We start from the raw sequence: 21,961 nt of genomic DNA on the forward strand, positions 1-21,961 counted from the left end.
ATGACGAAAAGATGGTTATGGTTGTGGCTGCCACTTATCCTGCTTGCGGGACGGGCCCAGGCGGCGCTGGATATTGTGATCACCGGCGGCATCGACAGTGCCCGGCCGGTGGCGGTCATTCCCTTCCAATGGGCGGGCGGTGGCGCCATGCCCCAGGATGTGGCCGAGGTGATAGCCAGTGACCTGCGCAACAGCGGCATGTTCCGTCCCCTGGACAGGAATGCGTTGCCCCAGCAGGTAGCCAGGGCGGAACAACTGACCCCGGCCGCCTGGTCTGGCCGTCAGGTTGAAGCCGTGGTACTGGGCTCCATAGAGCCGGCCGGTGGCGATCAATATCGTATCAGCTTCGAGCTGGCGGATGTGGTCAACCCGAGTGGCATGCAGCTGCTGGAAAGCCGCAGCGCCACCGTACCCGCGGCCCAGTTGCGTCAGTATGGCCACCGTATTGCCGATATCGTGTTTGAAAAACTGACCGGCATCAAGGGGGCCTTCCTGACCCGTATTGCCTATGTCACAGTGCAACACGGCGCTCAATATCCATATCAGATGATGATCTCTGATTATGACGGCTTTAATGAGCAGGTGTTGTTGCGTTCCCGCGAGCCGTTGATGTCACCATCCTGGTCTCCCGATGGCCGCAAACTGGCCTATGTTTCCTTCGAGAACAAGAAGGCCGAGATAGTGATACAGGACATTTATAGCCAGCAGCGGCAGGTGGTCAGCTCGCAGCCGGGGATCAACGGAGCACCCCAATGGTCGCCGGACGGCCGTCGCCTGGCGTTGGTATTATCCCGCGATGGTCAGCCGGAAATATATGTGCTGGATCTGGCCAGCAAGCAGTTGACCCGGGTCACGCAGAATCGGACAATTGATACCGAACCGGCCTGGTCTCCCGACGGTAACGCCTTGTATTTTGCGTCCGAGCGCGGGGGACGGCCACAGATATACCGGGTTGAGCTGGGTTCAGGCGCCACCCGCCGGGTCACCTATGATGGTGATACCAACCTGGGCCCATCCATTACCAGCGACGGTAAGAGTCTGGTTTTGGTCAGTCGTTCCCAGGGGCAGTACCGTATTGCACGTCAGGAGCTGGACAGCGGTCATATGCAGGTTTTAACCGAAACCCGTCTGGATGAATCGCCAAGCCCGGCACCGAACGGCACCATGATCATCTATAGTACTACCTACCAGGGCCGTCAGGTACTGGGGCTGGTTTCTATGGATGGTCGCTTTAAGGCTAGACTACCGGCTCGCAGTGGCGATGTTCGTGCGCCGGCATGGTCACCATTTCTAAACTAACCATAGTGATGAGTTAAGGAAATATAATGCAAATGAAAAAACTGCTTCAGAGTCTGGCCGTGGCCCTGCCTATGCTTACCCTGGCTGCCTGTAGTTCTACTGACGATGCGGATGTCACCTCTGGTACTTCCGGCGCCGGCAGCTATGACTCCCAGACCGGTGTCGCCGGTGGTGCCCTGTCTGCCGAGGAGCAGATGCGCCAGCAATATGAAGCGCTGCGCCGTGAGAACACCATTTTCTTCGAATATGATCGTGATGAAGTAACCGGTCATTATGCACAGGTGCTGGAAGCCCATGCCAGCTTCCTGCGCTCCAACCCGTCCGCCAATGTGCTGGTAGAAGGCCATGCGGATGAGCGCGGTACTCCCGAATACAACATCGGTCTGGGCGAGCGTCGTGCCCAGGCCGTTACCAGTTACCTGCAAAGCCTGGGTGTGAGCGGTTCTCAGCTGTCTATCGTCAGCTACGGTGAAGAAAAGCCGGCAGATACTTCTCGCAGTGAAGCCAGCTATGCCAAGAACCGTCGTGCGGTCCTGGTTTACTAAGGTATAGATTGATTCTATGAAACATAATTTAGCGGCCATTTCGATGGCCGCTGTTTTATCCACCTCGGCTTGGGCGCAGGCGCCGGTGTCGAGCGTGGGTAGCAGCGGCTCTGTAAGTGATCGCCTGGCCGAGCTGGAGCGCGGAGCGAATGCCAGAAGCCAGGCGCAAATTGAACATCAACGTCAGCTCACTTCACTGCAACGAGAAGTCAGTGAGCTGCGCGGCTTGCTGGAAGAGCAAAGCTACCGGCTGGAGCAGGTGGTTGAGCGCCAGCGCAGCATGCTGGCGGCCCAACAGGATGCCGGCCAGCCGGCGCAAGCCACCGAGCCCGAGGCAGCGGCGCCTGCCGCACCCTCTGCCGCCAATGGCAGCAGTAACCAGCCTGGCGCATCGAGCAGCGATGAGCAGGCGGCCTACGACAATGCTGTCAATCTGGTATTGCAGCAAAAAGATTATGATGCGGCGATTCCTGCCTTTGCCCGCTTTATTACCCAGTATCCCCAATCCGAGTATGTTCCCAATGCCCACTACTGGCTTGGGCAGTTGCTGTTCGCCCAGAAACGCTTCGATCAGTCCAAGGCGCAGTTCACCCGGGTAGTGGAGGCGTACAGCAAGTCCAACAAGCGACCCGATGCCATGTTGAAGCTGGGGGTGATTGCGCGTGAGCAGGGCGATAGTGCGTCTGCCAAACAACACTTCGAGCAGGTGGTGCGCGAATATGCCGGCAGCAGTGCTGCCCGTTTGGCCGAGGAATATCTGGCAGGATTATAATTGCGGCACGGATTGTCGAAATTTTGTTTCAGTCGCTTGTTCCTTAAGCAAACGGACATAAAGGATAATTTTCCTGTTGCGTCACAGAATTAAATCCGTAATATAGGCCGCCGTTGGCAGGGGGGCTTAAGCAACCCCGCCAAGCGGGTCGTTAGCTCAGTTGGTAGAGCAGTTGACTTTTAATCAATTGGTCGCAGGTTCGAATCCTGCACGACCCACCAGATTCCCGGACGCTTAGCTCAGCCGGGAGAGCACCTCCCTTACAAGGAGGGGGTCACTGGTTCGATCCCAGTAGCGTCCACCAGTTTTGCGTTTTTACAAAACGCGTACAAGTTTCGTGGGTGGTTAGCTCAGCCGGGAGAGCACCTCCCTTACAAGGAGGGGGTCACTGGTTCGATCCCAGTACCACCCACCACGAACTTGGGTCGTTAGCTCAGTTGGTAGAGCAGTTGACTTTTAATCAATTGGTCGCAGGTTCGAATCCTGCACGACCCACCATTATTACCCGGACGCTTAGCTCAGCCGGGAGAGCACCTCCCTTACAAGGAGGGGGTCACTGGTTCGATCCCAGTAGCGTCCACCAGTTTCTCACTTTTATTAAAAGTGTACCCAGAGGGTGATTAGCTCAGCTGGGAGAGCACCTCCCTTACAAGGAGGGGGTCACTGGTTCGAGCCCAGTATCACCCACCACTTGCCTTGAGCGGCAGGTAACAAAGAATTTCGGGTCGTTAGCTCAGTTGGTAGAGCAGTTGACTTTTAATCAATTGGTCGCAGGTTCGAATCCTGCACGACCCACCATTATTACCCGGACGCTTAGCTCAGCCGGGAGAGCACCTCCCTTACAAGGAGGGGGTCACTGGTTCGATCCCAGTAGCGTCCACCATCTTGTTTATACCGCCTTGCCGGGTCGTTAGCTCAGTTGGTAGAGCAGTTGACTTTTAATCAATTGGTCGCAGGTTCGAATCCTGCACGACCCACCATCTCGAATATCTGCAAAAGCTGACATAGCACTCCCGATGAAAGGGCTTGCCTGCCAATACCGTCTGTTTCTCCTCTGTTTTCTGCATAATTACCGCCATTTATGACTCTTTTATTGCGAACCGATTGGGTTAATGCGTGAGCGGCGTTATAATCGTCCGCATATTGAAGTGTTTGGATACGAATTACTGGGATAAGGTCATGACTGAAGCCGTCGATATTACCGAATTCGACTACCCCTTTCCGGCCAAGCCGGCACCGCTCACCAGCGAAGAGCGGTTGCAGTTAAAGGATGAGATAAAGGCACTACTGAAGGCAAAGAATGCGGTCCTGGTTGCCCATTACTATACCGATCCCGAGATCCAGGCGCTGGCCGAGGAAACCGGAGGCTGTGTGTCCGACTCACTGGAGATGGCCCGGTTCGGTAAAAACCACCCGGCCGATACCCTGATCGTGGCCGGTGTCCGTTTCATGGGGGAAACCTCCAAGATACTGAGCCCGGAGAAAACCGTGCTGATGCCCACCCTGGAAGCCGAGTGTTCCCTGGATCTGGGCTGTCCTATCGAGGAGTTTACCGAATTTTGCGATGCCCACCCGGATCATACGGTGGTGGTCTATGCCAACACCTCGGCGGCGGTCAAGGCCCGGGCAGATTGGGTGGTAACGTCCAGCATCGCCCTGGAAATCGTCGAGTACCTGGATAGCGAAGGCCACAAGATCATCTGGGCGCCGGACCGTCATCTGGGCGCCTATATCGAAAAGCAGACCGGCGCGTCCATGTTGCGTTGGCAGGGTGCCTGTATCGTGCACGACGAGTTCCGTGCCAAGGCCCTGAAAGAATTGAAGGCCCAGCACCCCGAGGCCGCCGTACTGGTGCATCCCGAATCGCCCATGTCGGTGATCGAGCTGGCCGATGCGGTGGGCTCAACCAGCCAGCTGATCAAGGCGGCACAGACGCTGCCCCAGAACAAGCTGATCGTGGCGACCGATAAGGGTATCTTCTACAAGATGCAGCAGGCCTGCCCTGACAAGGACATGGTCGAAGCGCCCACCGGCGGCAACGGTGCCACCTGCCGTAGCTGTGCCCATTGTCCCTGGATGGCGATGAATGGCCTGGTGGCGATTCGGGATGCCCTGAAAGCGGGCGGCGCCAGCCATGAAATTCATGTGGATGAGGACACCCGGGTCAAGGCCCTGATCCCCCTCGACCGCATGTTGAACTTTGCCGAGCAGCTGAAGCTTAAAGTCAAAGGCAACGCCTGACCCAAAAAAACCGGAGCATTCAGCTCCGGTTTTTTTTTGCTTTTCCTATATACCCTTGCGAACCCTCGCTCCGAGGCCGAATCTCCGCGCCCAAAATGGCGCAGCGGAGCCTATATGGAGCTATTCACGGCGAGTCGGCGGGGTAGGCCATCTGTCCGACCTTGACAGAGCAACCCAATAAATCGGTTATTAAATCTGTTTGATATAACTCGTTTGACGATCTCGCTCTGAACAGTCGAGTGTCAGCGTATGCCGATCACCGGCCGCCAGGGGAGGGAGTTCGAGGATGGCGGTTTCTATGCAGACAAAGTCCGACCAGCCAAGGGGCGGGATATCGGCGGGCACCCGGGATCCCGGATTCCACAGTACCAGGCTGTCATGGCCCTGGTGCCGCAATCTGGTCTCATGGCGGGAATGATGTATCCGGGTGATCGGTGCCGGGGTTGCGTAAATACGATCCACCGGCTCCTTGAATACCGTTTCCTCCCGCTTGCTACAGGCTTGCTGTAACAGGCTGTCGAAATACTCGTGACCCAGACCTTCAATTCGACATTGCTGCACATGGGCGCAACGAAAATAACTGTGCAGGGCCGCCTGTATCTGCATGGGGTCGCTACCGTTATTCTCGCTGTGCAGATGCAGCGTCAGGTCGGCGCCTATTTCAATTTCCAGTACCAGTCGCCACTGTTCACCCTGATGACCAGGACAAAGCTCCGGTGTCAGCACCAGGGTCAGGTGGGTACCGGTCTCGGTTTCTTCCAGTCCATCCAGGTGCCAGCTCTGCAGGCGGGCAAAGCCGTGTTGAGGCTGCCCTTCGGCGCCTTTGCCGAACCAGGGCCAGCAGATGGGAATGCCGCCCCGAATCGCCTTGCTGCCATCGAGCACGGCGGCCTCGCTCAACCATAACAGCGGGCGTTGGCCATGGCGCTGGTAGTGCAATAGCTGTCCGCCGAACAGGCTGATCAGGGCGCTTGCATGGGCATTGTCTACCCGAATAAAGGCCAGGCCGGCGTCGTTGTACATTAGTTGTGCCCGGGGCGAAAGGGCACTGTGTTGGGTTAGCTGGGGCAGCATGCTGGGATGTCCGGTGTGTAAATAAAACGAAAAAGCGGCCTAAGCCGCTTTTATTCTACGCTGGTCACTCAACCATTTTTAGCGGTATCTGGAAATATGGGCGATCAGATCCAGTACCTTGTTGGAGTAACCAATCTCGTTATCGTACCAGGCCACCAGTTTGACGAAATTGTCGTTCAAGGCGATGCCGGCCTTGGCATCGAACACAGAGGTGCAGGTTTCACCGAGGAAGTCGGTGGAGACCACCTCATCATCGGTGTATGCCAGGATACCCTTCAGTTCGTCTTCGGCAGCGGCCTTGATGGTGGCACAGATCTCTTCATAGCTGGCGGCTTTCTCCAGACGTACGGTCAAATCCACCACGGATACATCCGGAGTCGGCACCCGGAACGCCATACCGGTCAGCTTGCCATTCAGCTCGGGGATCACCTTGCCGACGGCCTTGGCGGCACCGGTGGAGGAGGGGATGATGTTCTGAGCGGCCCCACGGCCGCCGCGCCAGTCTTTGGCAGAAGGGCCATCGACGGTCTTCTGGGTGGCGGTGGTGGCATGCACCGTAGTCATCAGGCCTTCGACGATACCAAATTTATCGTTGATAACCTTGGCCAGGGGAGCCAGGCAGTTGGTGGTGCAGGACGCGTTGGACACGATATCCTGGTTATCGTAGTGACCGTGGTTGACGCCCATCACGAACATGGGGGTGTTGTCCTTGGAGGGACCGGTCAACACCACCTTCCTGGCACCGGCCTGGATGTGCTTGCGGGCGGTTTCATCGGTCAGGAACAGGCCGGTGGCTTCGGCCACCACGTCAACATTCACCTGATCCCATTTCAGGTTGGCAGGGTCACGCTCGGCGGTGACCCGGATGGTTTTGCCGTTAACAACCAGTTGGCCGTCCTGGACGTCGACGGTCCCCTTGAAACGGCCGTGTGTGGAGTCGTATTTCAGCATGTAGGCCATGTAGTCGGCGTCGAGCAGATCGTTGATGGCAACGATTTCAATGTCGTTACGTTCGAAAGCGGCACGGAATACGAAGCGACCGATACGGCCAAAGCCGTTGATACCTACCTTGATTGTCATAAGATTCACCTGACTCTGTAAGTTATTAAAGTGTAAGTTTTATGAAATTTGATGCTAGTAAAATTACAAAAATAATCGATTCAGTCAACCTTGAGTAGGGGTAAATCTTGTAATTCAATGTTATTTATGAAATTTAATTTCTTCTTTTTGTGTGGTTTATCACATTTGGATCTAATGCTGGCCCCCTGTAAAGGCCTGGGGCCGGGGCCAACAAATAGTCTTGTTTTAAGTTTAGTATGTGGGGGAAATTCAGCTTTCACCTTGATCTTCAGCACCTTTATAGATTTCCGCGACGGCGGTAACTTGCTCAGAGGCTTATGGCGTTTAGCGACTGAATATCTGAGGCCAGTGGCAGTTCGACCATGGTCGGCGGGAGGTAAAGGTTGGTCTCACATGGTGTTTTTCTTCCCATGGATGAGTGGGATCCGGCTCACAGCCTGTTAATAAGGAATGGGGATCTCTTCGAAGTTAGGGTATTTTGGTTTTCGTTTGAATCTCAATTGGCGGGCCCCGATCTGGTAATCCCCCCCCCTATCCACTAAAATAGCCCTGCTTCCACACAGAGCAGGTGAGGCACATCATGCTGCCCGCTACAACTAAAACGGTTACGTGAAATAAAAGGATCTGGTCGATGACCCACGAGAGCTACCTGTCCGCTTGGCAACAGAGCCAGGAACTGGCGGAGTCTATGCAACCCCTTATCGGTAAACTGTATCGCAACCAGGGTATCGAAACCTGTGTTTACGGTCGGCCACTGCTGAACGCCTCTACCATTGACATTCTCAAGGCCCACCGGGTGGTGCGTCGCCACGAAGGTCATGTGCTGTCGGTAGAAGAGAGCTTCCCGGTATTGAAGGCCATCAGTGAGCTTGAATTGGCACCGGCCACCATCGACCTGGGTAAACTGACCGTCAAGTACTGGGCCAACCATAAAGATGAGTCCGGCCTGGACGATTTCCTGAAAACCGAGCTGGCCGCGGGCCTGGCTGCCGGCCACAGCTCTCAGAGCACCGATGTAGTGCTTTATGGTTTCGGTCGTATCGGCCGTCTGCTGGCCCGGCTGCTTATCGAGCGTGCCGGTAACAGCAACGGCATGCGCCTGCGCGCCATTGTGGTTCGCGGTTCAGGCGATGATCTGGAAAAACGTGCCAGCCTGCTGCGCCGTGATTCCGTGCATGGCCCCTTCAACGGCTCCATCGAAGTCGATGAAGAAAACAATGCCATCATTGCCAACGGCACCTATATCCAGATCATCTATGCCAACAGCCCGGAAGAGATCGATTACACCCAGTACGGCATCGACAATGCCCTGGTGGTCGATAACACCGGAAAATGGCGTGACGAAGCCGGCCTGAGCCTGCATCTGAAGTCTAAGGGTGCCGCCAAGGTACTGTTGACCGCGCCGGGCAAAGGCGACATCAAGAACATCGTATTCGGTGTTAACGATGACATGATCCTGCCGGAAGACCGTATCATGTCCGCCGCCTCCTGTACCACCAATGCCATTACCCCGGTATTGAAGGCGGTGAACGATGCCTATGGTGTGAAAAACGGCCACGTGGAAACCGTGCATTCCTACACCAACGATCAGAATCTGATCGACAACTACCACAAGGGCGATCGTCGTGGTCGCAGTGCCGCCCTCAACATGGTACTGACCAGCACGGGTGCGGCTTCAGCGGTAGCCAAGGCGCTGCCCGAACTGAAAGGCAAGCTGACCGGCAACGCAATTCGCGTGCCGACACCCAATGTTTCGATGGCGGTAATCAACCTGAACCTCGAAAAGGCCACCACACTTGAAGAGCTGAACGATTACCTGCGCCAGGTTGCCCTGGATTCGCCGCTGCATAATCAAATCGACTTCAGCACCAGCAGCGAGCTGGTGTCCACCGACATGGTTGGCTCCCGTTTCGCCGGTATTGTCGACTCACTGGCGACCATTGTGGATGGTGATCGTGCCGTGCTGTACGTATGGTATGACAACGAGTTCGGCTACAGCTGCCAGGTAGTGCGGGTTATGCAAAAAATGGCCGGCATCAACCTGATGGACCTGCCTGCCTTGTAAGTGAGGTGGATGGGATAAAGGGGCACAGGCTGCCCCTTTTGTGTTTCTGGAGGGTAAACTATGTCTTTTCAACAAGTGGTCGCCAATATGCCCCGCGAGGTATATGAGCGGTTAAGGACAGCGGTAGAGCTGGGGAAGTGGCCCGATGGCAACCCCTTGACCACCGAGCAGAAAGAACACAGCATGCAGGCTGTGCTGGCCTGGCAGTCCATGCACAATGACAGCCTCGAGCACATGACCATCGCCAGGGGCGGCGAGCTGGTGCTGAAGAGTAAATCCGAGCTGCGCCGCCAGTTCCGCGATGAACAGGAAATTACCCGCTTCAAGCCTGAGTAATCCCTGCTTGTATACTGTTTAAAAAAATCGGCCTCGGGCCGATTTTTTGTTTTTTGCCTGGGCTGAAATGTAGCAGGCCCGACCCCGGCCGATATGCATCGCGGCCGGGGCATCTGTAAACATCCCTATTTGTTGTACATTATTTGCCATGTTGTACAACCTTGGCTATGGTATAGCTAGGGTTGTACAAGAGGGGTTTATATGTACAAGTTTGACGCAGGCAAGATACAGGTAGGCATCAGCGGCTGCCTGTTGGGTCAAAAGGTTCGTTTCGATGGCGGCCACAAACGATCCGATTTCTGCACCGAAGAGCTGGCCAGGCTGGTGGATTTCGTGCCCGTTTGCCCGGAAATGGCCATCGGCCTGAGTTCACCCAGGCCCAGCATACGGCTGGTGCAGCGTGATGCCGACGTCCTCGCGATCACCGCCAATGGGCAGGATGTCACTGCGCCGCTGCGCGACTACGGCCGGCAGCTGGTCGGCCGGCTCGGCTACCTTAGCGGCTATATCCTCTGTGCCAAATCTCCCAGCTGCGGCATGGAGCGGGTACGGGTCTATCATGCCAGCGGCGAGGGCTGCGAGAAGTCAGGGGTTGGCGTCTACGCCGCCGAGCTGATGCGCAGTCATCCCCTGCTGCCGGTAGAAGAAGACGGCCGGCTCAACGATCCCCTGATCAGGGAAAACTTTATTACCCGGCTTTATGCCTACCACGACTGGCAAAGCCTGGTCCACCAGGGCATCACGCCTGCCCGCCTGATTGACTTTCACAGCCGCTATAAATACCTGTTGCTGGCCCATCACAGGAGCAGCTATCTGCGGCTGGGACAATTGTTGTCGGACTTGTCCGCAGAGCCTGAACACAAGGCCAGACACTATATCGAAGGGTTGATGGCGGCGCTTGCCCGTCAGGCCAGCCGCAGTAATCACACCAATGTACTGCAGCATTTGCAGGGCTATTTCAAACAGCAGCTGAACTCGCGACAGCGTCAGGAGCTGGCCCATACCATTCATCAATACCAGGATGGCCTGCTGCCGTTGTTGGCGCCGATCACCCTGTTGCGTCACTACCTGGCCGAGTATCCCAATGAATATCTGCAACGACAGGTATATCTCAATCCTCATCCGGAGACCTTAAGGCTGCGCTATGGCATCTGATCCCCAATATCCAATCCGGGATGTATCCCGATTGACCGGCATCAACCCGGTCACCCTGCGCGCCTGGCAACGGCGTTATGGCCTGCTCAAGCCGGCCCGTACCGAAAAGGGCCATCGCCTGTATTCGGACGACGATATTGCCCTGATCAGGCAGATCCTGCACTGGCTGGATCAGGGGGTGAGCATAGGTCAGGTCAAGGGACTGCTGGCCAGTCCGGAGCCGGTTATCGGCGGCTCCAACTGGGAGCAGGCCAGGACGCGCCTGCTGGATGCGGCTCAGGCGCTGAATCTGGGGCGGCTGGAAACCGAGCTCCATGAGCTGGCCAGCCTGTATCCGGCCGAGTTGTTGCTGCGCCGGGTGATCGAGCCCTGGCTGGCTGCGCTTGTCCGGCAGGCCCGGCCTGACCGGGCGCTGATCGAGCAAAGCGCCCGCGGCCTGCTGACCCGGGTGTTGTACCAGATACTGACCATCCAGAGCGGACCGCGCATCGCCGTTGGGCGGGTTGGCCAGGTGAATGAGCTGAATGTTGTCATGGCCCAGTTCGAATTGCAGGGGCTGGAATGCCGCAGCATTAACCTGGGGCAGCTGGAGCCGCAGCAACTGCCGTTGATGTCCGGTCGACTGCAGCCGGATGGCCTGGTGGTCTTGCTGGGGGCGGGACTGAACGCCGCCTGGTTCAAGGAGATGGCGCCGTACTGGCCCGACAACTGTTGTTTTGTCGGCGAACTGGGCACCCTGTATCAGCAACAGGGCTGGCTGGACCGGCCGTTCGCCGTCAGCATCAATGACATCGCAAGGGGGCCGCATGCGCCATTTGATATGGTTCAGAACTGATCTGCGGGTCGCCGATAATCCGGCCCTGCACGAGGCCTCCGCCGAGGGGGCCGAATTGCAGGCGGTGTTTATCGCCTGTCCGGGACAGTGGCGGCAGCATGGCATGGCCGCCATTCAGCGGGACTTTCTCGCTCGCAACCTGATGGCCCTCAGTCGAGAACTGGCGGCACTGGGCATTCCCTTCACCCTGCTGGAAGCTGACACCTTTACCGAGGTGCCGGGGCTGCTCGGTAGTCTGGTAGACGAGCAGGGAATCGATGCCCTCTACGCCAACCTGGAAATCGGCATCAACGAGCGGCGTCGCGACCAGGCGGTGCAGCAGGCCTTGTCCGTTCCCGTGCGGTTGTTCAACGGCGATTGTGTGGTCAGTCACGGCAGCTTGCGGCCGCGTAGTGGTGACATGTACAAGGTATTTACTCCCTTTGCCAAGGCCTGGCTGGCCCAGGTGCGGGCCAGCGGTTATCGGCTGTTGCCGGTGCCCTGCAGCCGCGGGCCGGCTCTGGAGGTGACCCCTGTCGAGCTGTCGGATGGACAGGTTTCGAGTGAAGCCTGGCCCGTTGGGGAACGGGCCGCGTCTCGGCAACTGACGGCATTTTGTCATGGGCAGCTCAGGGAGTACGGTGAACAACGAGACTACCCGGATGCCGAGGGGACCAGCAGGTTGTCACCCTACCTGGCACTGGGAGTCCTGTCACCGAATCAGTGTCTTGCGGCGGTGGAGGCCGAGCTCGGTTACCTGCCCCTGAGCCGGGGCGAGCAAGGTTTTACCTGGATCAACGAGTTGATCTGGCGTGAATTCTATCGACACCTCATGGTGGTCTATCCCCGCCTGTCCATGAATCGACCATTCAAAGTGGAAACCGGGGCCTTGAAATGGAGCAACAATCACCTGTCGTTCGAGCTTTGGTGTCGGGGCCGGACCGGCTATCCGCTGGTGGATGCGGCCATGCGTTGCCTGAATGAAACCGGCTGGATGCACAACCGGTTGCGCATGGTAGTGGCCAGCTTCCTGACCAAGGATCTGCATATCGACTGGCGCTGGGGAGAAGACTACTTCATGTCCCGGCTGATCGACGGCGATCTGGCCGCCAACAACGGCGGCTGGCAGTGGGCGGCGGGTACGGGGGCGGATGCCGCCCCTTATTTTAGGGTGTTCAACCCCACCACCCAGAGCGAGCGTTTCGATGCCGACGGTCGCTTTATCAGGCGCTGGCTGCCGGAGCTGGCAGCCGTGCCGGCGAAAGTCATCCATGCGCCCCACGAGTGGCTGACCCGGCACGGCATGGCCCAGGCGTATCCGCCCCCCGTGGTGGATCATGCCCGGTCCCGGCTGCATGCCATTGCCATGTTCGATGCCCTCAAGGATCGGCAGGAGGCGCCATGAGCCCGGCCATCAGCGCGTTCTGCGCCCTTTACCGGCAGCTTGGTGCCGATAACCTGCACCTGTTGTCCTCTGTCTACCGCCAGGACGTCCGTTTCTGCGATCCGGCCCATGAGCTGCAGGGGATCATAGCCCTGAGCGCCTATTTTGAAGGGCTGTTTACCCAGGTCAGCCATTGTCGTTTCGATATTGAACAGGTCATGGAGCAGGACGGGGAAGCCTATGTGCGCTGGCAGATGCACTTTGGCCATCCTCGTTTAGGGGGCGGCAGTGACATCGCCGTGCCCGGAGTCAGCCACCTGCGTTTTGATCAGCACATCTATTTTCACCGGGATTATTTCGATCTGGGCGCCATGCTCTATGAACAGCTGCCGCTGCTGGGTGGAGTGGTCCGCGCCCTCAAGAGGAGGCTAGCGTCATGAAACGGGTATTGATTACCGGTGCCAGTTCGGGCATCGGCCTGCAGCTGGCACGGGATTACGCTGCCGACAGCTGGCAGGTGGTGGCCTGCGGTCGCGATCGGGAAAAACTGCAACGGGCCCTGGCCGGTACCGATAGCGAATTCTGTGTGTTTGACATGCAGAACAGGGGAGAGTGTCAGGCCGTCTTGTCTGCGGTTGTCGAGCCTGATCTGGTGATCCTCAATGCGGGGACTTGTGAGTATGTGGATGATGCCCGGCACTTTGATGCAGCCCTGTTCGAGCGGGTGATCGCCGCCAACCTGATCGGCACGGCCAACTGCATCGCCCCCCTGATCGGGCGCATTCGTGCCGGTGGTCGGCTGGCGCTGGTCAGTTCGTCGGTGACCTTTCTGCCGTTGACCCGCTCCGAAGCCTATGGCGCATCCAAGGCGGGCCTGGATTATCTTGCTCGCACCCTGGCTATCGATCTGGCGCACCATGACATAGGGATCAGCCTGATCCGCCCGGGGTTTGTCGATACCCCCCTAACCCGAAAAAACGACTTTCCCATGCCCGGACGGGTCAGCATGGCGGAGGCCAGCCAGGCCATCCGTCAGGGGCTGGCCCGAGGCAAGCGGGAAATCTGCTTTCCCTTTGCCTTTATCACTGTCATGCGACTGCTGTCCTGGCTGCCCAGGGGGATATGGTTCCGTCTGGGACAAAAGATGGTCGGGAGGCCGTCATGAGCAGGATTGCCGTTATCGGCAGCGGCATCTCGGGGCTGACGGCGGCCTACCTGCTTGATGGTCGGCATCAGCTGACCCTGTTCGAGGCCAATGATTACCTGGGCGGCCATACCGCCACCGTCGACGTTACCCTGGGTGGCCGGCACTATGCGGTGGATACCGGTTTTATCGTGTTCAATGATCGTACCTATCCGAATTTTCAGGCCCTGCTGGTAAAACTCGGAGTGCCGGTCCGGCCTACCGAAATGAGCTTCAGTGTACACAATGCGCTGACTGGGCTGGAATATAACGGCCATAGCCTGGGCACCCTGTTTGCCCAGCGAAGCAACCTGTGGAGCGCTCGTTTTTACGGCCTGCTGGCGGAAATCGTACGCTTCAACCGTGTGGCCAAACGGGCACTGATAAACAATGAACTGAGCGACAATGACACCCTGGGCGGTTTCCTTGACCGGCACGGCTTTTCGGATTTCTTCGCCGGTCATTACCTGCTGCCGATGGGGGCTGCGATCTGGTCGGCCTCCCTGGATGACAGTCGGGAATTTCCGCTGGCGTTTTTCCTGCGTTTTTTCAATCACCACGGGCTGCTTAACCTGATAGACAGGCCCAGGTGGTATGTGGTGGAGGGAGGATCGCGCAGTTACATTCCTTACCTTACCGCATCCTTGCATGATATTCGCCTGAATTGCCCGGTGAGACGGGTTATCCGTCATGCCGACGGGGTACAAATTGAAAGCGGGCGTGGAGCCGAGCGGTTCGACGAGGTGATATTTGCCTGTCATGCGGATCAGGCGCTGGCGCTGCTGGCCGATGATGCCAGTGTCGTCGAGCGGGAGCTGCTCGGGGGGCTGGCCTACCGTAGCAACGAAGTGGTGCTTCATACGGATACCCGGCTGCTGCCTCGTCATCGCAGGGCTTGGGCCAGTTGGAACTACTGGCTGGATGGTCGGCCCGAAGCCCTGCCCTGTGTCACCTACAACATGAATATATTGCAGGGTCTGGCCGCCCCCGAGACGCTGTGCGTGACCCTTAATCGCAGCCGGGATATCGCCCCCGACACAATCCTGAGGCAGTTTCACTATGCCCATCCGGTATACAACCGGACGGCGATTACCGCCCAGGGGCGGCGGCGGGAAATATGCGGCCGCCAGCATACCCATTTCTGTGGTGCCTACTGGTACAACGGCTTTCACGAAGACGGGGTGAACAGTGCCCTGGATGTCTGTGCCCGTTTTGGAGTGGGATTATGAACAGTGCCATCTACACAGGCCAGGTCCGTCACCGGCGCTTCAGCCCCCGGCGGCACAGTTTCCTTTACCGGCTGTATATGCTGGCGCTGGATCTGGACGAACTGGGGCAACTGGATGCCCGGTACCGCTGGTTTGCCTGTGAACGTTTCGCCCCCTTGAGCTTTTGTCGTCGCGATTACCTGGGGGATCCGACCCGGCCGCTGAAGGCGGCGGTGCTGGACGAGGTGCAGCGACTGGGCGGTTATCCCGGCGGGCTCGATCGGGTGGTGATGCTCGGTCAGGTGCGCTGCTTCGGGCTGTACTTTAGCCCGGTCAACTGTTTCTTCTGCTACCGGGACGGGCAGGCTCGTTACCTGCTGGCCGAGGTGCACAACACGCCCTGGAACGAACGGCACACCTACCTGGTGAATCTGGAGCGGCCGGCGGCCACGCCCAAGGCCTTCCATGTCTCCCCCTTTATGGCGATGGACATGGCCTACCACTGGCGCATCCGGCCGCCCGGACGGCGGCTGCTGGTGCATATCGAAAGTCGGGCCGACATGCGGCTGTTTGATGCCACCCTGGCGCTGCAGCGCCGGCCGTTCGGTACAGGCACCCTGAAGGCAGCCCTGCTGCAATGGCCGATGATGACCCTGACCATAGTACGCGGCATCTACTGGCAGGCAGTCCGGCTGTGGTTAAAACGCATGCCTTACTACTCACACCCTTAAGGAGCCAAGATGGACACGACCCTGACTATCTCGCCACCACGCCTCCTGGAGCGGTGGGCCCGGCAACTGGCCTTTTCCCTGCTCGGCGGACTGAAGGGGGCAGGATTGACCGTACTGGAGGGCAATGACCGCTTTGTGTTTGGTGACCCGGGGGCCGAATTGCAGGCCTGCGTGCGGGTGTTCGACCCCCGTAGCTATCGTCGCTTTCTGACCGGCGGTAGTATCGGGGCCGCCGAAGCCTGGGTTGACGGCGGTTGGCACAGTCCGGATCTGACCGCCCTGACTCGGCTGTTTGCCCGAAACATGGCGGTACTCGACCGGATTGAGCGTCGCCTCGGCTGGTTGACGGCGCCTTATCACCGCTTGCTGCACCGGGTGAACCACAACTCCAGGGCAGGAAGCCGAGCCAATATTGCGGCTCATTACGACCTGGGCAATGACATGTACCGGCTGTTCCTGGATCCCCATATGCAGTATTCCTCGGCGGTGTTTCCGGTGGCGGATGCCAGCCTGGAAACGGCCCAGGAACACAAGCTCAGGCTGATCTGCGAGCGACTGGCGTTACGGCCGGAACATCATCTGCTGGAAATCGGTACCGGCTGGGGCGGGCTGGCCTGTTACGCCGCCCGCCATTATGGCTGTCGGGTGACCACCACCACCCTGTCACGGGCTCAGTATGACTATGCCAGGCAGCAGGTGGAACGGGGGGGCCTGACCGGAAAGGTAACCCTGCTGTTGCAGGATTACCGGGAACTGGACGGCCGTTATGACCGGCTGGTGTCGGTGGAGATGATCGAGGCGGTGGGCCATGAATACCTGCCGGTGTATTTCAAGGCGTTGAACCGTCTGCTCAAGCCTGATGGCCGGCTGTTGATCCAGGCGATAACCATTGACGATCAGCGCTACGACCAGTACCGAAAGGGGGTGGATTTTATCCAGCGTTATATCTTCCCCGGTGGCTGTGTACCCTCGGTGAGCGAAATGTGCCGACAGCTGAGAGAGCAGACCGACATGACCCTGACCCGGCTGCATGATTACGGCCTGCACTATGCCGAGACCCTGAAGATCTGGAGCGAGCGCTTCCGGCGGGCCGAGCCGGGGCTGATGGCACTGGGTTACGGTGAGGATTTTCAGCGGCTGTGGGCCTTCTATTTTGCCTATTGCGAAGGCGGTTTCCGTGAAGGCAGCCTGGGGCTGGTGCATTTCGAGGCGGCCAAGCCGGGGGCGAGGCGATGTCAAGGCGGCAATGGGCTTGGTGGCTAGCCTGTCGGGCTGACGGGGTAGCGGCGATGAAGGGAGGAACCGGAAAATGTCGAAATGGCAATGGGGACAGCTGGTCGCCTTCCAGGCCTACTGGTTGCTGGCGGTAGTGGGCCAGAACAGTGGTATCGGGCTGACCCTGCTGTTGCTGATGATGCACTTCTACCTGACCCCCAGTCGGCGGGCCGATGGCCGGGTGATGGTGCTGGCGTTAATCGGCATGGTCAGCGACAGCCTGCTGACCTGGCTGGGGGTATTTCGCTTCGATGCCTTCCCGCTGTGGTTGGGTCTGTTGTGGTTTGGCTTTGTGCTGACCCTGGGGCACAGCATGCGCTGGCTGCGCCGCCTGCCCTGGTATGGACTGGTGCCGGTTGGTGCCGTGGCCGGGATGGCATCTTACATGGCCGGTTGGAAACTGGGGGCGGTGGCGCTGCCCCTGGGACCCGGCCCCAGCAGCCTTGTCCTGCTGGCGGTATGGGGCGGCCTGTTGCCACTGCTGGTGGCACTGGATCAATCATTCAGGAGGTGGGTATGAAAACCCTGATATTACTTGGCTGGCTGCTGGTATTCCCGGTGCTGGCTACCCCTGTGTCCGATCTTACCCTGGTGGGAGAGGGCAAGATGCGCTGGCTGTTCTGGGAATTGTACCAGGCCCGGTTTTACAGCCAGGATGGTGAATATCGGCCGGGAGACTATCCGCAGGCACTGGAGCTGCGTTATGCGCGCAATATTGACCGTGACGATCTGCTCGAGGCGACCGTGGTCGAGTGGGAGCGGCTGGGCATCGACTGGAAGCCGGAGTGGCCCCGTCAGCTGGCCCGGATCTGGCCCTCGGTGAGCCGGCGTGACGAGCTGGTGCTGCGAGTCGACGACAATGGCATCAGCCGTTTCTATTTCAACTGGCAGCTGCTGGGCGAAATGACCGACCCCGAGTTTGGTCCCGCCTTCCTTGAAATCTGGATGTCGTCCAACAGCCGGGATCCTGCCCTGACCCGCCAACTGAAAGGGAGCTGATATGCGTATCCTGATAGCCAGCCTGAGCCTGCTGCTGATGTCCTGCAGCAGCCAGATTGCCGAGTATGCCGGCACCACCCCGCGCTTTGAACTGGACCGCTTCTTCAACGGTGAGCTGGTGGCCCACGGCATGGTACAGGACAGATCCGGTCGGGTGTTGCGCCGCTTCAAGGTGGACATGGTGGGCCGCTGGAACGGTAACAAGGGGGTGCTGGAAGAGGACTTTGTCTACGATGACGGTGAACGGCAGCGGCGGGTATGGCGGCTGGAAAAATTGCCCGATGGCGGTTACCGGGGCAGCGCCGATGATGTGGTGACGACGGCACAGGGACAGACCCGGGGCTTTGCGCTGAACTGGCGCTATACCCTGGCGGTGCCGGTAGAGGGCAAGGTCTGGAATATCGACTTTGACGACTGGATGTACCTGCTCGACGAGCAGCGGCTGATCAACCGGGCCGAGATGAGCAAATGGGGCTTTCGGGTCGGCGAAGTGACTTTGCTGATCGAGAAGCGGGGCTGACTGTCTTTGTGGGAGGCTGAGTGGCGAAATGTGGGAGGCCCGACCTCGGGGCGATATGGCCCAGGCCATCAAAAAATGAGAATCCAGCCCCTGGCCGATAACCGCCAACTATTATCGCGCCGAGGTCGACGCTCCCACAATGGTCGCCCCTCCTACCGCACAATCAGCATTCGGCAAATGTCCCTGTGGGAGGCCCGACCTCGGGGCGATGGGAGCAGGCAGCGAACTCACACCTGCGGCTTTCATCGCGGCGAGCTTGCCGTTCTCACAGGGGCCAGCGTTTCCAGAAACCGCCTCAATCCCTGAAGGAACTCAGAACTCCGGGGTGGAAATCTCGTCCAGCGACAGCGAGAAGCTGGGCACGAATACCTCCAGAAAGTAGCGGGTTTCGTCGTTCATCCGCTGTTCCAGCATGGTAAACAGGCGCTGCTTGGCCTGGGCAAATTCCCGGTTGCCGGCGGTCAGCTCTTCTTCGCATTTCAGGTAGGCGCAGAGGATGTCGGCGGACTTGACCAACCGGCCGTACTCATCGTCGTGGGTGCCATTGAGCAGCGGGGCATAGGCGGCCTGCAGTTCGGCGGGCAGCATCCTGGTCAGGGTATCTTCGGCGGTTTTTTCAATGTCCTTGTAGGCGCGGGCGATGTCTTCATTGAAATATTTGACCGGGGTCGGCAGATCGCCGGTCAGTACTTCGCTGGCGTCGTGAAACAGCGCCTGCACCGCCGCCTGGTTGGGATCCAGCCGACCGTTGAAAAAGGTGTTTTTGATAAGGGCCAGGGCATGGGCCACCATGGCCACCTGCAGGCTGTGCTCGGCGACGTTCTCGGGCTCTATGTTGCGCATTAGCGGCCAGCGCTGGATCAGTTTCATTCTGGCCATATGGGCAAAAAAATGGCTGCGGTTCATGGGCGCTCCTGTTGGTCCGGGCTGCGGTCTGGCTATAATGGCACTCTTTAGTTCAATGGAGAAGATAATGGACAAGCAAACCCAAACCGAGCTGGAAGCCGCCGCCTTTCGCGCCTTGGTCGCCCACCTGGACAAGCGCAAGGATGTGCAGAACATCGATTTGATGAATCTGGCCGGGTTCTGCCGCAATTGCTTGAGCAAATGGTATCTGGCCGCCGCCCAGGAGCAGGGCGTGGACATGAACTATGATCAGGCGCGGGAAGTTGTGTACGGCATGCCTTACGAACAGTGGAAGGCCCAGTATCAGGCCGAGGCGACCGCCGAGCAGAAGGCTGCCTTCGAGAACAACCACAAGCATGACTGAGCCCTGGTAGGTTAGAATTTATTCTGGCAGCAGGGAGTCAGGTTGAAACCTGACCTACAGGTGCATGCCGGATCTCCGGTCTGTTGTAGGTCAGAATTTATTCTGACAGCGAGGTGTCAGGTGAAAACCTGACTTACTGGTGTATGCCGGCTCTCTGGATTGTTGTAGGTCAGAATTTATTCTGACAAGGGGCAGGTTAATACCTGCCCTATAGACAACCTATTCCCTATTTACTGTTGATAGTGCTTGAGGAAACGGGCGATACGGCCGATGGCGTCTTCGATGTCTTCCACCCGCGGCAGGGTGACCAGGCGGAAGTGATCCGGCTTGGGCCAGTTGAAGCCGGTGCCCTGTACTACCAGCATCTTTTCCTGCAGCAGTAGATCCAGCACCATCTTCTGGTCATCCTTGATCTTGTATACCTTGGGATCCAGCTTGGGGAACATGTAGATGGCGCCCTTGGGCTTGACGCAGGACACTCCGGGAATGGCGTTTAGCAGTTCCCAGGCCTTGTCCCGTTGTTGGCGAAGACGGCCGCCGGGCAGTATCAGTTCGTTGATGCTCTGATAACCTCCGAGCGCGGTCTGGATAGCATGCTGCATCGGAACATTGGCGCACAATCGCATGGACGCCAGCATTTCCAGCCCCTCTATATAATCCCGGGCCAGGTGCTTGGGACCACTCAGCATCATCCAGCCCTGGCGGAAGCCGGCGGCGCGATAGCTTTTCGACAGGCCGTTGAAGGTGGCGACCAGCACGTCGTCGCACAGGGTACAGACCGACTGATGGGCGACATCGTCGTACAAAATCTTGTCGTAGATTTCATCGGCGAAGATGATCAGCTTGTTCTGGCGGGCGATTTCAATCACTTCCAGCAGAAACTCGGTGCCGTACACGGCGCCGGTGGGGTTGTTGGGGTTGATCAGCACTATGCCCTTGGTGCGCGGGCTGATCTTGGCCTTGATATCGTCCAGATCCGGGTACCAGTCGGCCTCTTCATCGCACATGTAGTGCACGGCCTTGCCCCCGGACAGGGTGACGGCGGCGGTCCATAGCGGATAATCGGGCGAAGGCACCAGGATTTCGTCGCCGTTGTTGAGCAGCGCCTGCATCGCCATCACGATCAGTTCGGAGACGCCGTTGCCAATATAGATATCGTCCAGATCGGTGGTGCGCAGCCCTTTCTGCTGGTAGTACTGCATGACCGCCTTGCGTGCCGAAAACAGGCCCTTGGATTCACAATAGCCCTGGCTGGTGGGCAGGTTGGAAATCACGTCCTTGAGGATTTCTTCCGGCGCCTCGAAGCCGAAGGGGGCCGGATTGCCGATATTGAGCTTGAGGATGCGATGGCCTTCTTCTTCCAGGCGGCGGGCTTCCTTGTGCACCTGTCCGCGAATGTCATAGCAGACGTTATCCAGTTTGTGTGATTTTTCTATGGAATACATGGGTGTTAACGGCCTCGTGTTCAATAACTGGCAATGATCGCTGCTGACTAACAACTTGACGCCGAGCCAAGTTCATCTCGTTTGGATGACACCGGGACGGGAATATATCCGGGAGCAGGCAAGCCAGGGGAATCGTGTATTGGCCCCATAATGGGCTTTTGGTTCACGGAATAAAAGGGGCAAATAGGAGGTTTTGGCTAAAATTTGCTGTCAAAGGGGATTTTTAACCAAAAAGCGGCCCGCAGGCCGCCTTTGCTGAAATATACGATTACTGGAACAAGCCCAGGTGCTCCTTGGCGTAGGCTTCGAACTCGGTGCAGCCGCCGATGTGTTTCTGGTCGAGGAAAATCTGCGGCACGGTTTCCACCGGCTTGCCGACGGTTTTTTCCAGATCTTCCTTGCTGATACCCTCGGCGTGGATATCCACATAACGGTATTTGAAATCTTCGCGGCTTTCGGTCAGTTTTTCCGCCAGTTCTTTGGCGCGCACACAGAAAGCGCAACCGGGACGACCAAAAATGACTGCAAACATCTGCCTTCTCCTGTTTCGTTAGATTGCCGCCAG

23 protein-coding genes and 9 tRNA genes are annotated in these 21,961 nt (G+C 58.1%); 27 read left to right on the forward strand and 5 right to left on the reverse strand.

Features of this window, described 5'->3' with window-relative positions:
* From tolB to nadA, 13 genes are all read left to right on the forward strand, one after another.
* On the forward strand, window positions 1–1,299 hold the full coding sequence (gene tolB, locus DCS96_RS01275; protein WP_116472572.1) for a Tol-Pal system beta propeller repeat protein TolB: 1,299 nt from the start codon (window positions 1–3) through the stop codon (window positions 1,297–1,299).
* Between the two features lie 26 nt (window positions 1,300–1,325).
* Window positions 1,326–1,844 carry a peptidoglycan-associated lipoprotein Pal gene (pal, locus tag DCS96_RS01280; protein WP_116472573.1) on the forward strand — a complete coding sequence of 173 codons (519 nt, stop codon included), beginning with the start codon at window positions 1,326–1,328 and terminating at the stop codon, window positions 1,842–1,844.
* A gap of 16 nt (window positions 1,845–1,860) precedes the next feature.
* Complete coding sequence (gene ybgF / locus DCS96_RS01285) at window positions 1,861–2,616, forward strand: tol-pal system protein YbgF (RefSeq protein WP_116472574.1); 756 nt, start codon at window positions 1,861–1,863, stop codon at window positions 2,614–2,616.
* A 145-nt stretch (window positions 2,617–2,761) separates the two neighbouring features.
* A tRNA-Lys gene (locus DCS96_RS01290) sits at window positions 2,762–2,837 on the forward strand.
* A gap of 7 nt (window positions 2,838–2,844) precedes the next feature.
* Window positions 2,845–2,920, forward strand: a tRNA-Val gene (locus DCS96_RS01295).
* Window positions 2,921–2,955: 35 nt separating this feature from the next.
* Window positions 2,956–3,031 (forward strand) — tRNA-Val (locus tag DCS96_RS01300).
* Between the two features lie 7 nt (window positions 3,032–3,038).
* Window positions 3,039–3,114 (forward strand) — tRNA-Lys (locus DCS96_RS01305).
* Between the two features lie 9 nt (window positions 3,115–3,123).
* Window positions 3,124–3,199, forward strand: a tRNA-Val gene (locus tag DCS96_RS01310).
* A gap of 31 nt (window positions 3,200–3,230) precedes the next feature.
* A tRNA-Val gene (locus DCS96_RS01315) sits at window positions 3,231–3,306 on the forward strand.
* Window positions 3,307–3,338: 32 nt separating this feature from the next.
* Window positions 3,339–3,414 (forward strand) — tRNA-Lys (locus DCS96_RS01320).
* A 9-nt stretch (window positions 3,415–3,423) separates the two neighbouring features.
* Window positions 3,424–3,499 (forward strand) — tRNA-Val (locus DCS96_RS01325).
* Between the two features lie 21 nt (window positions 3,500–3,520).
* A tRNA-Lys gene (locus DCS96_RS01330) sits at window positions 3,521–3,596 on the forward strand.
* Window positions 3,597–3,795: 199 nt separating this feature from the next.
* Window positions 3,796–4,857, forward strand: coding sequence for a quinolinate synthase NadA (gene nadA, locus DCS96_RS01335; RefSeq protein WP_116472575.1), 1,062 nt, complete (start codon window positions 3,796–3,798; stop codon window positions 4,855–4,857).
* A gap of 189 nt (window positions 4,858–5,046) precedes the next feature.
* Here nadA and DCS96_RS01340 read toward each other — a convergent pair whose 3' ends face one another.
* Window positions 5,047–5,931 carry a D-hexose-6-phosphate mutarotase gene (locus DCS96_RS01340; RefSeq protein ID WP_116472576.1) on the reverse strand — a complete coding sequence of 295 codons (885 nt, stop codon included), beginning with the start codon at window positions 5,929–5,931 and terminating at the stop codon, window positions 5,047–5,049.
* Between the two features lie 78 nt (window positions 5,932–6,009).
* Window positions 6,010–7,011, reverse strand: coding sequence for a glyceraldehyde-3-phosphate dehydrogenase (gapA, locus tag DCS96_RS01345; protein ID WP_116472577.1), 1,002 nt, complete (start codon window positions 7,009–7,011; stop codon window positions 6,010–6,012).
* Window positions 7,012–7,642: 631 nt separating this feature from the next.
* On the opposite strand from gapA, the gene DCS96_RS01350 reads away from it, so the two are divergent.
* The 13 genes from DCS96_RS01350 (at window position 7,643) to DCS96_RS01410 (ending at window position 18,681) form a co-directional block, all read left to right on the forward strand.
* The gene (locus tag DCS96_RS01350; protein WP_116472578.1) at window positions 7,643–9,076 is read left to right on the forward strand and encodes a glyceraldehyde-3-phosphate dehydrogenase; all 1,434 of its coding nucleotides are present in this window, start codon (window positions 7,643–7,645) and stop codon (window positions 9,074–9,076) included.
* Between the two features lie 60 nt (window positions 9,077–9,136).
* Window positions 9,137–9,412 carry a YeaC family protein gene (locus DCS96_RS01355; RefSeq protein ID WP_116472579.1) on the forward strand — a complete coding sequence of 92 codons (276 nt, stop codon included), beginning with the start codon at window positions 9,137–9,139 and terminating at the stop codon, window positions 9,410–9,412.
* Between the two features lie 201 nt (window positions 9,413–9,613).
* The gene (locus tag DCS96_RS01360) at window positions 9,614–10,567 is read left to right on the forward strand and encodes a YbgA family protein (protein WP_116472580.1); all 954 of its coding nucleotides are present in this window, start codon (window positions 9,614–9,616) and stop codon (window positions 10,565–10,567) included.
* The gene (locus DCS96_RS01365) at window positions 10,557–11,402 is read left to right on the forward strand and encodes a MerR family transcriptional regulator (RefSeq protein ID WP_116472581.1); all 846 of its coding nucleotides are present in this window, start codon (window positions 10,557–10,559) and stop codon (window positions 11,400–11,402) included. Before DCS96_RS01360 ends, DCS96_RS01365 begins: the two co-directional genes overlap by 11 nt.
* Window positions 11,374–12,786: a deoxyribodipyrimidine photo-lyase gene (gene phrB, locus DCS96_RS01370; RefSeq protein WP_116472582.1), complete on the forward strand. Its 1,413-nt coding sequence runs from the start codon at window positions 11,374–11,376 to the stop codon at window positions 12,784–12,786. Before DCS96_RS01365 ends, phrB begins: the two co-directional genes overlap by 29 nt.
* On the forward strand, window positions 12,783–13,205 hold the full coding sequence (locus DCS96_RS01375; RefSeq protein ID WP_116472583.1) for a nuclear transport factor 2 family protein: 423 nt from the start codon (window positions 12,783–12,785) through the stop codon (window positions 13,203–13,205). Before phrB ends, DCS96_RS01375 begins: the two co-directional genes overlap by 4 nt.
* Window positions 13,202–13,930, forward strand: coding sequence for an SDR family NAD(P)-dependent oxidoreductase (locus DCS96_RS01380; protein WP_116472584.1), 729 nt, complete (start codon window positions 13,202–13,204; stop codon window positions 13,928–13,930). The genes DCS96_RS01375 and DCS96_RS01380 overlap by 4 nt, the downstream gene beginning before the upstream one ends.
* Window positions 13,927–15,177: an NAD(P)/FAD-dependent oxidoreductase gene (locus DCS96_RS01385; RefSeq protein ID WP_116472585.1), complete on the forward strand. Its 1,251-nt coding sequence runs from the start codon at window positions 13,927–13,929 to the stop codon at window positions 15,175–15,177. The genes DCS96_RS01380 and DCS96_RS01385 overlap by 4 nt, the downstream gene beginning before the upstream one ends.
* On the forward strand, window positions 15,174–15,887 hold the full coding sequence (locus tag DCS96_RS01390) for a DUF1365 domain-containing protein (protein WP_116472586.1): 714 nt from the start codon (window positions 15,174–15,176) through the stop codon (window positions 15,885–15,887). Before DCS96_RS01385 ends, DCS96_RS01390 begins: the two co-directional genes overlap by 4 nt.
* 9 nt (window positions 15,888–15,896) lie before the next feature.
* Window positions 15,897–17,150, forward strand: a complete 1,254-nt coding sequence (locus DCS96_RS01395; protein WP_116472587.1) for an SAM-dependent methyltransferase — start codon at window positions 15,897–15,899, stop codon at window positions 17,148–17,150.
* A gap of 46 nt (window positions 17,151–17,196) precedes the next feature.
* Window positions 17,197–17,682, forward strand: a complete 486-nt coding sequence (locus DCS96_RS01400) for a DUF2878 domain-containing protein (protein ID WP_116472588.1) — start codon at window positions 17,197–17,199, stop codon at window positions 17,680–17,682.
* Entirely contained in the window at window positions 17,679–18,161 is a 483-nt protein-coding gene (locus DCS96_RS01405) for a chalcone isomerase family protein (protein ID WP_116472589.1), read from the forward strand. The genes DCS96_RS01400 and DCS96_RS01405 overlap by 4 nt, the downstream gene beginning before the upstream one ends.
* A gap of 1 nt (window position 18,162) precedes the next feature.
* Window positions 18,163–18,681, forward strand: coding sequence for a DUF3833 domain-containing protein (locus tag DCS96_RS01410; protein ID WP_116472590.1), 519 nt, complete (start codon window positions 18,163–18,165; stop codon window positions 18,679–18,681).
* A 312-nt stretch (window positions 18,682–18,993) separates the two neighbouring features.
* Here the strand turns inward: DCS96_RS01410 and yfbR are convergent, their stop codons facing one another.
* The gene (yfbR, locus tag DCS96_RS01415; RefSeq protein ID WP_116472591.1) at window positions 18,994–19,587 is read right to left on the reverse strand and encodes a 5'-deoxynucleotidase; all 594 of its coding nucleotides are present in this window, start codon (window positions 19,585–19,587) and stop codon (window positions 18,994–18,996) included.
* A gap of 67 nt (window positions 19,588–19,654) precedes the next feature.
* On the opposite strand from yfbR, the gene DCS96_RS01420 reads away from it, so the two are divergent.
* The gene (locus tag DCS96_RS01420) at window positions 19,655–19,951 is read left to right on the forward strand and encodes a DUF1244 domain-containing protein (protein WP_116472592.1); all 297 of its coding nucleotides are present in this window, start codon (window positions 19,655–19,657) and stop codon (window positions 19,949–19,951) included.
* 230 nt (window positions 19,952–20,181) lie between these two features.
* On the opposite strand, the gene DCS96_RS01425 is transcribed toward DCS96_RS01420, so the two are convergent.
* Window positions 20,182–21,396, reverse strand: coding sequence for a pyridoxal phosphate-dependent aminotransferase (locus DCS96_RS01425; protein ID WP_116472593.1), 1,215 nt, complete (start codon window positions 21,394–21,396; stop codon window positions 20,182–20,184).
* A 268-nt stretch (window positions 21,397–21,664) separates the two neighbouring features.
* Window positions 21,665–21,928: a GrxA family glutaredoxin gene (locus DCS96_RS01430; protein WP_116472594.1), complete on the reverse strand. Its 264-nt coding sequence runs from the start codon at window positions 21,926–21,928 to the stop codon at window positions 21,665–21,667.
* Between the last annotated feature and the right edge of the window lie 33 nt (window positions 21,929–21,961).

It is taken from the genome of Zobellella maritima (assembly GCF_003075035.1).
GTDB classification, from domain to species: Bacteria; Pseudomonadota; Gammaproteobacteria; order Enterobacterales; family Aeromonadaceae; genus Oceanimonas; species Oceanimonas maritima.

Excerpts from the sequence above, each read along its gene's own strand:
- tolB (WP_116472572.1), top strand. The coding sequence starts at position 1 with ATGACGAAAAGATGGTTATGGTTGTGGCTGCCACTTATCCTGCTTGCG.
- pal (WP_116472573.1), top strand. The coding sequence starts at position 1,326 with ATGCAAATGAAAAAACTGCTTCAGAGTCTGGCCGTGGCCCTGCCTATG.
- ybgF (WP_116472574.1), top strand. The coding sequence starts at position 1,861 with ATGAAACATAATTTAGCGGCCATTTCGATGGCCGCTGTTTTATCCACC.
- nadA (WP_116472575.1), top strand. The coding sequence starts at position 3,796 with ATGACTGAAGCCGTCGATATTACCGAATTCGACTACCCCTTTCCGGCC.
- DCS96_RS01340 (WP_116472576.1), bottom strand. The coding sequence starts at position 5,931 with ATGCTGCCCCAGCTAACCCAACACAGTGCCCTTTCGCCCCGGGCACAA.
- gapA (WP_116472577.1), bottom strand. The coding sequence starts at position 7,011 with ATGACAATCAAGGTAGGTATCAACGGCTTTGGCCGTATCGGTCGCTTC.
- DCS96_RS01350 (WP_116472578.1), top strand. The coding sequence starts at position 7,643 with ATGACCCACGAGAGCTACCTGTCCGCTTGGCAACAGAGCCAGGAACTG.
- DCS96_RS01355 (WP_116472579.1), top strand. The coding sequence starts at position 9,137 with ATGTCTTTTCAACAAGTGGTCGCCAATATGCCCCGCGAGGTATATGAG.
- DCS96_RS01360 (WP_116472580.1), top strand. The coding sequence starts at position 9,614 with ATGTACAAGTTTGACGCAGGCAAGATACAGGTAGGCATCAGCGGCTGC.
- DCS96_RS01365 (WP_116472581.1), top strand. The coding sequence starts at position 10,557 with ATGGCATCTGATCCCCAATATCCAATCCGGGATGTATCCCGATTGACC.
- phrB (WP_116472582.1), top strand. The coding sequence starts at position 11,374 with ATGCGCCATTTGATATGGTTCAGAACTGATCTGCGGGTCGCCGATAAT.
- DCS96_RS01375 (WP_116472583.1), top strand. The coding sequence starts at position 12,783 with ATGAGCCCGGCCATCAGCGCGTTCTGCGCCCTTTACCGGCAGCTTGGT.
- DCS96_RS01380 (WP_116472584.1), top strand. The coding sequence starts at position 13,202 with ATGAAACGGGTATTGATTACCGGTGCCAGTTCGGGCATCGGCCTGCAG.
- DCS96_RS01385 (WP_116472585.1), top strand. The coding sequence starts at position 13,927 with ATGAGCAGGATTGCCGTTATCGGCAGCGGCATCTCGGGGCTGACGGCG.
- DCS96_RS01390 (WP_116472586.1), top strand. The coding sequence starts at position 15,174 with ATGAACAGTGCCATCTACACAGGCCAGGTCCGTCACCGGCGCTTCAGC.
- DCS96_RS01395 (WP_116472587.1), top strand. The coding sequence starts at position 15,897 with ATGGACACGACCCTGACTATCTCGCCACCACGCCTCCTGGAGCGGTGG.
- DCS96_RS01400 (WP_116472588.1), top strand. The coding sequence starts at position 17,197 with ATGTCGAAATGGCAATGGGGACAGCTGGTCGCCTTCCAGGCCTACTGG.
- DCS96_RS01405 (WP_116472589.1), top strand. The coding sequence starts at position 17,679 with ATGAAAACCCTGATATTACTTGGCTGGCTGCTGGTATTCCCGGTGCTG.
- DCS96_RS01410 (WP_116472590.1), top strand. The coding sequence starts at position 18,163 with ATGCGTATCCTGATAGCCAGCCTGAGCCTGCTGCTGATGTCCTGCAGC.
- yfbR (WP_116472591.1), bottom strand. The coding sequence starts at position 19,587 with ATGAACCGCAGCCATTTTTTTGCCCATATGGCCAGAATGAAACTGATC.
- DCS96_RS01420 (WP_116472592.1), top strand. The coding sequence starts at position 19,655 with ATGGACAAGCAAACCCAAACCGAGCTGGAAGCCGCCGCCTTTCGCGCC.
- DCS96_RS01425 (WP_116472593.1), bottom strand. The coding sequence starts at position 21,396 with ATGTATTCCATAGAAAAATCACACAAACTGGATAACGTCTGCTATGAC.
- DCS96_RS01430 (WP_116472594.1), bottom strand. The coding sequence starts at position 21,928 with ATGTTTGCAGTCATTTTTGGTCGTCCCGGTTGCGCTTTCTGTGTGCGC.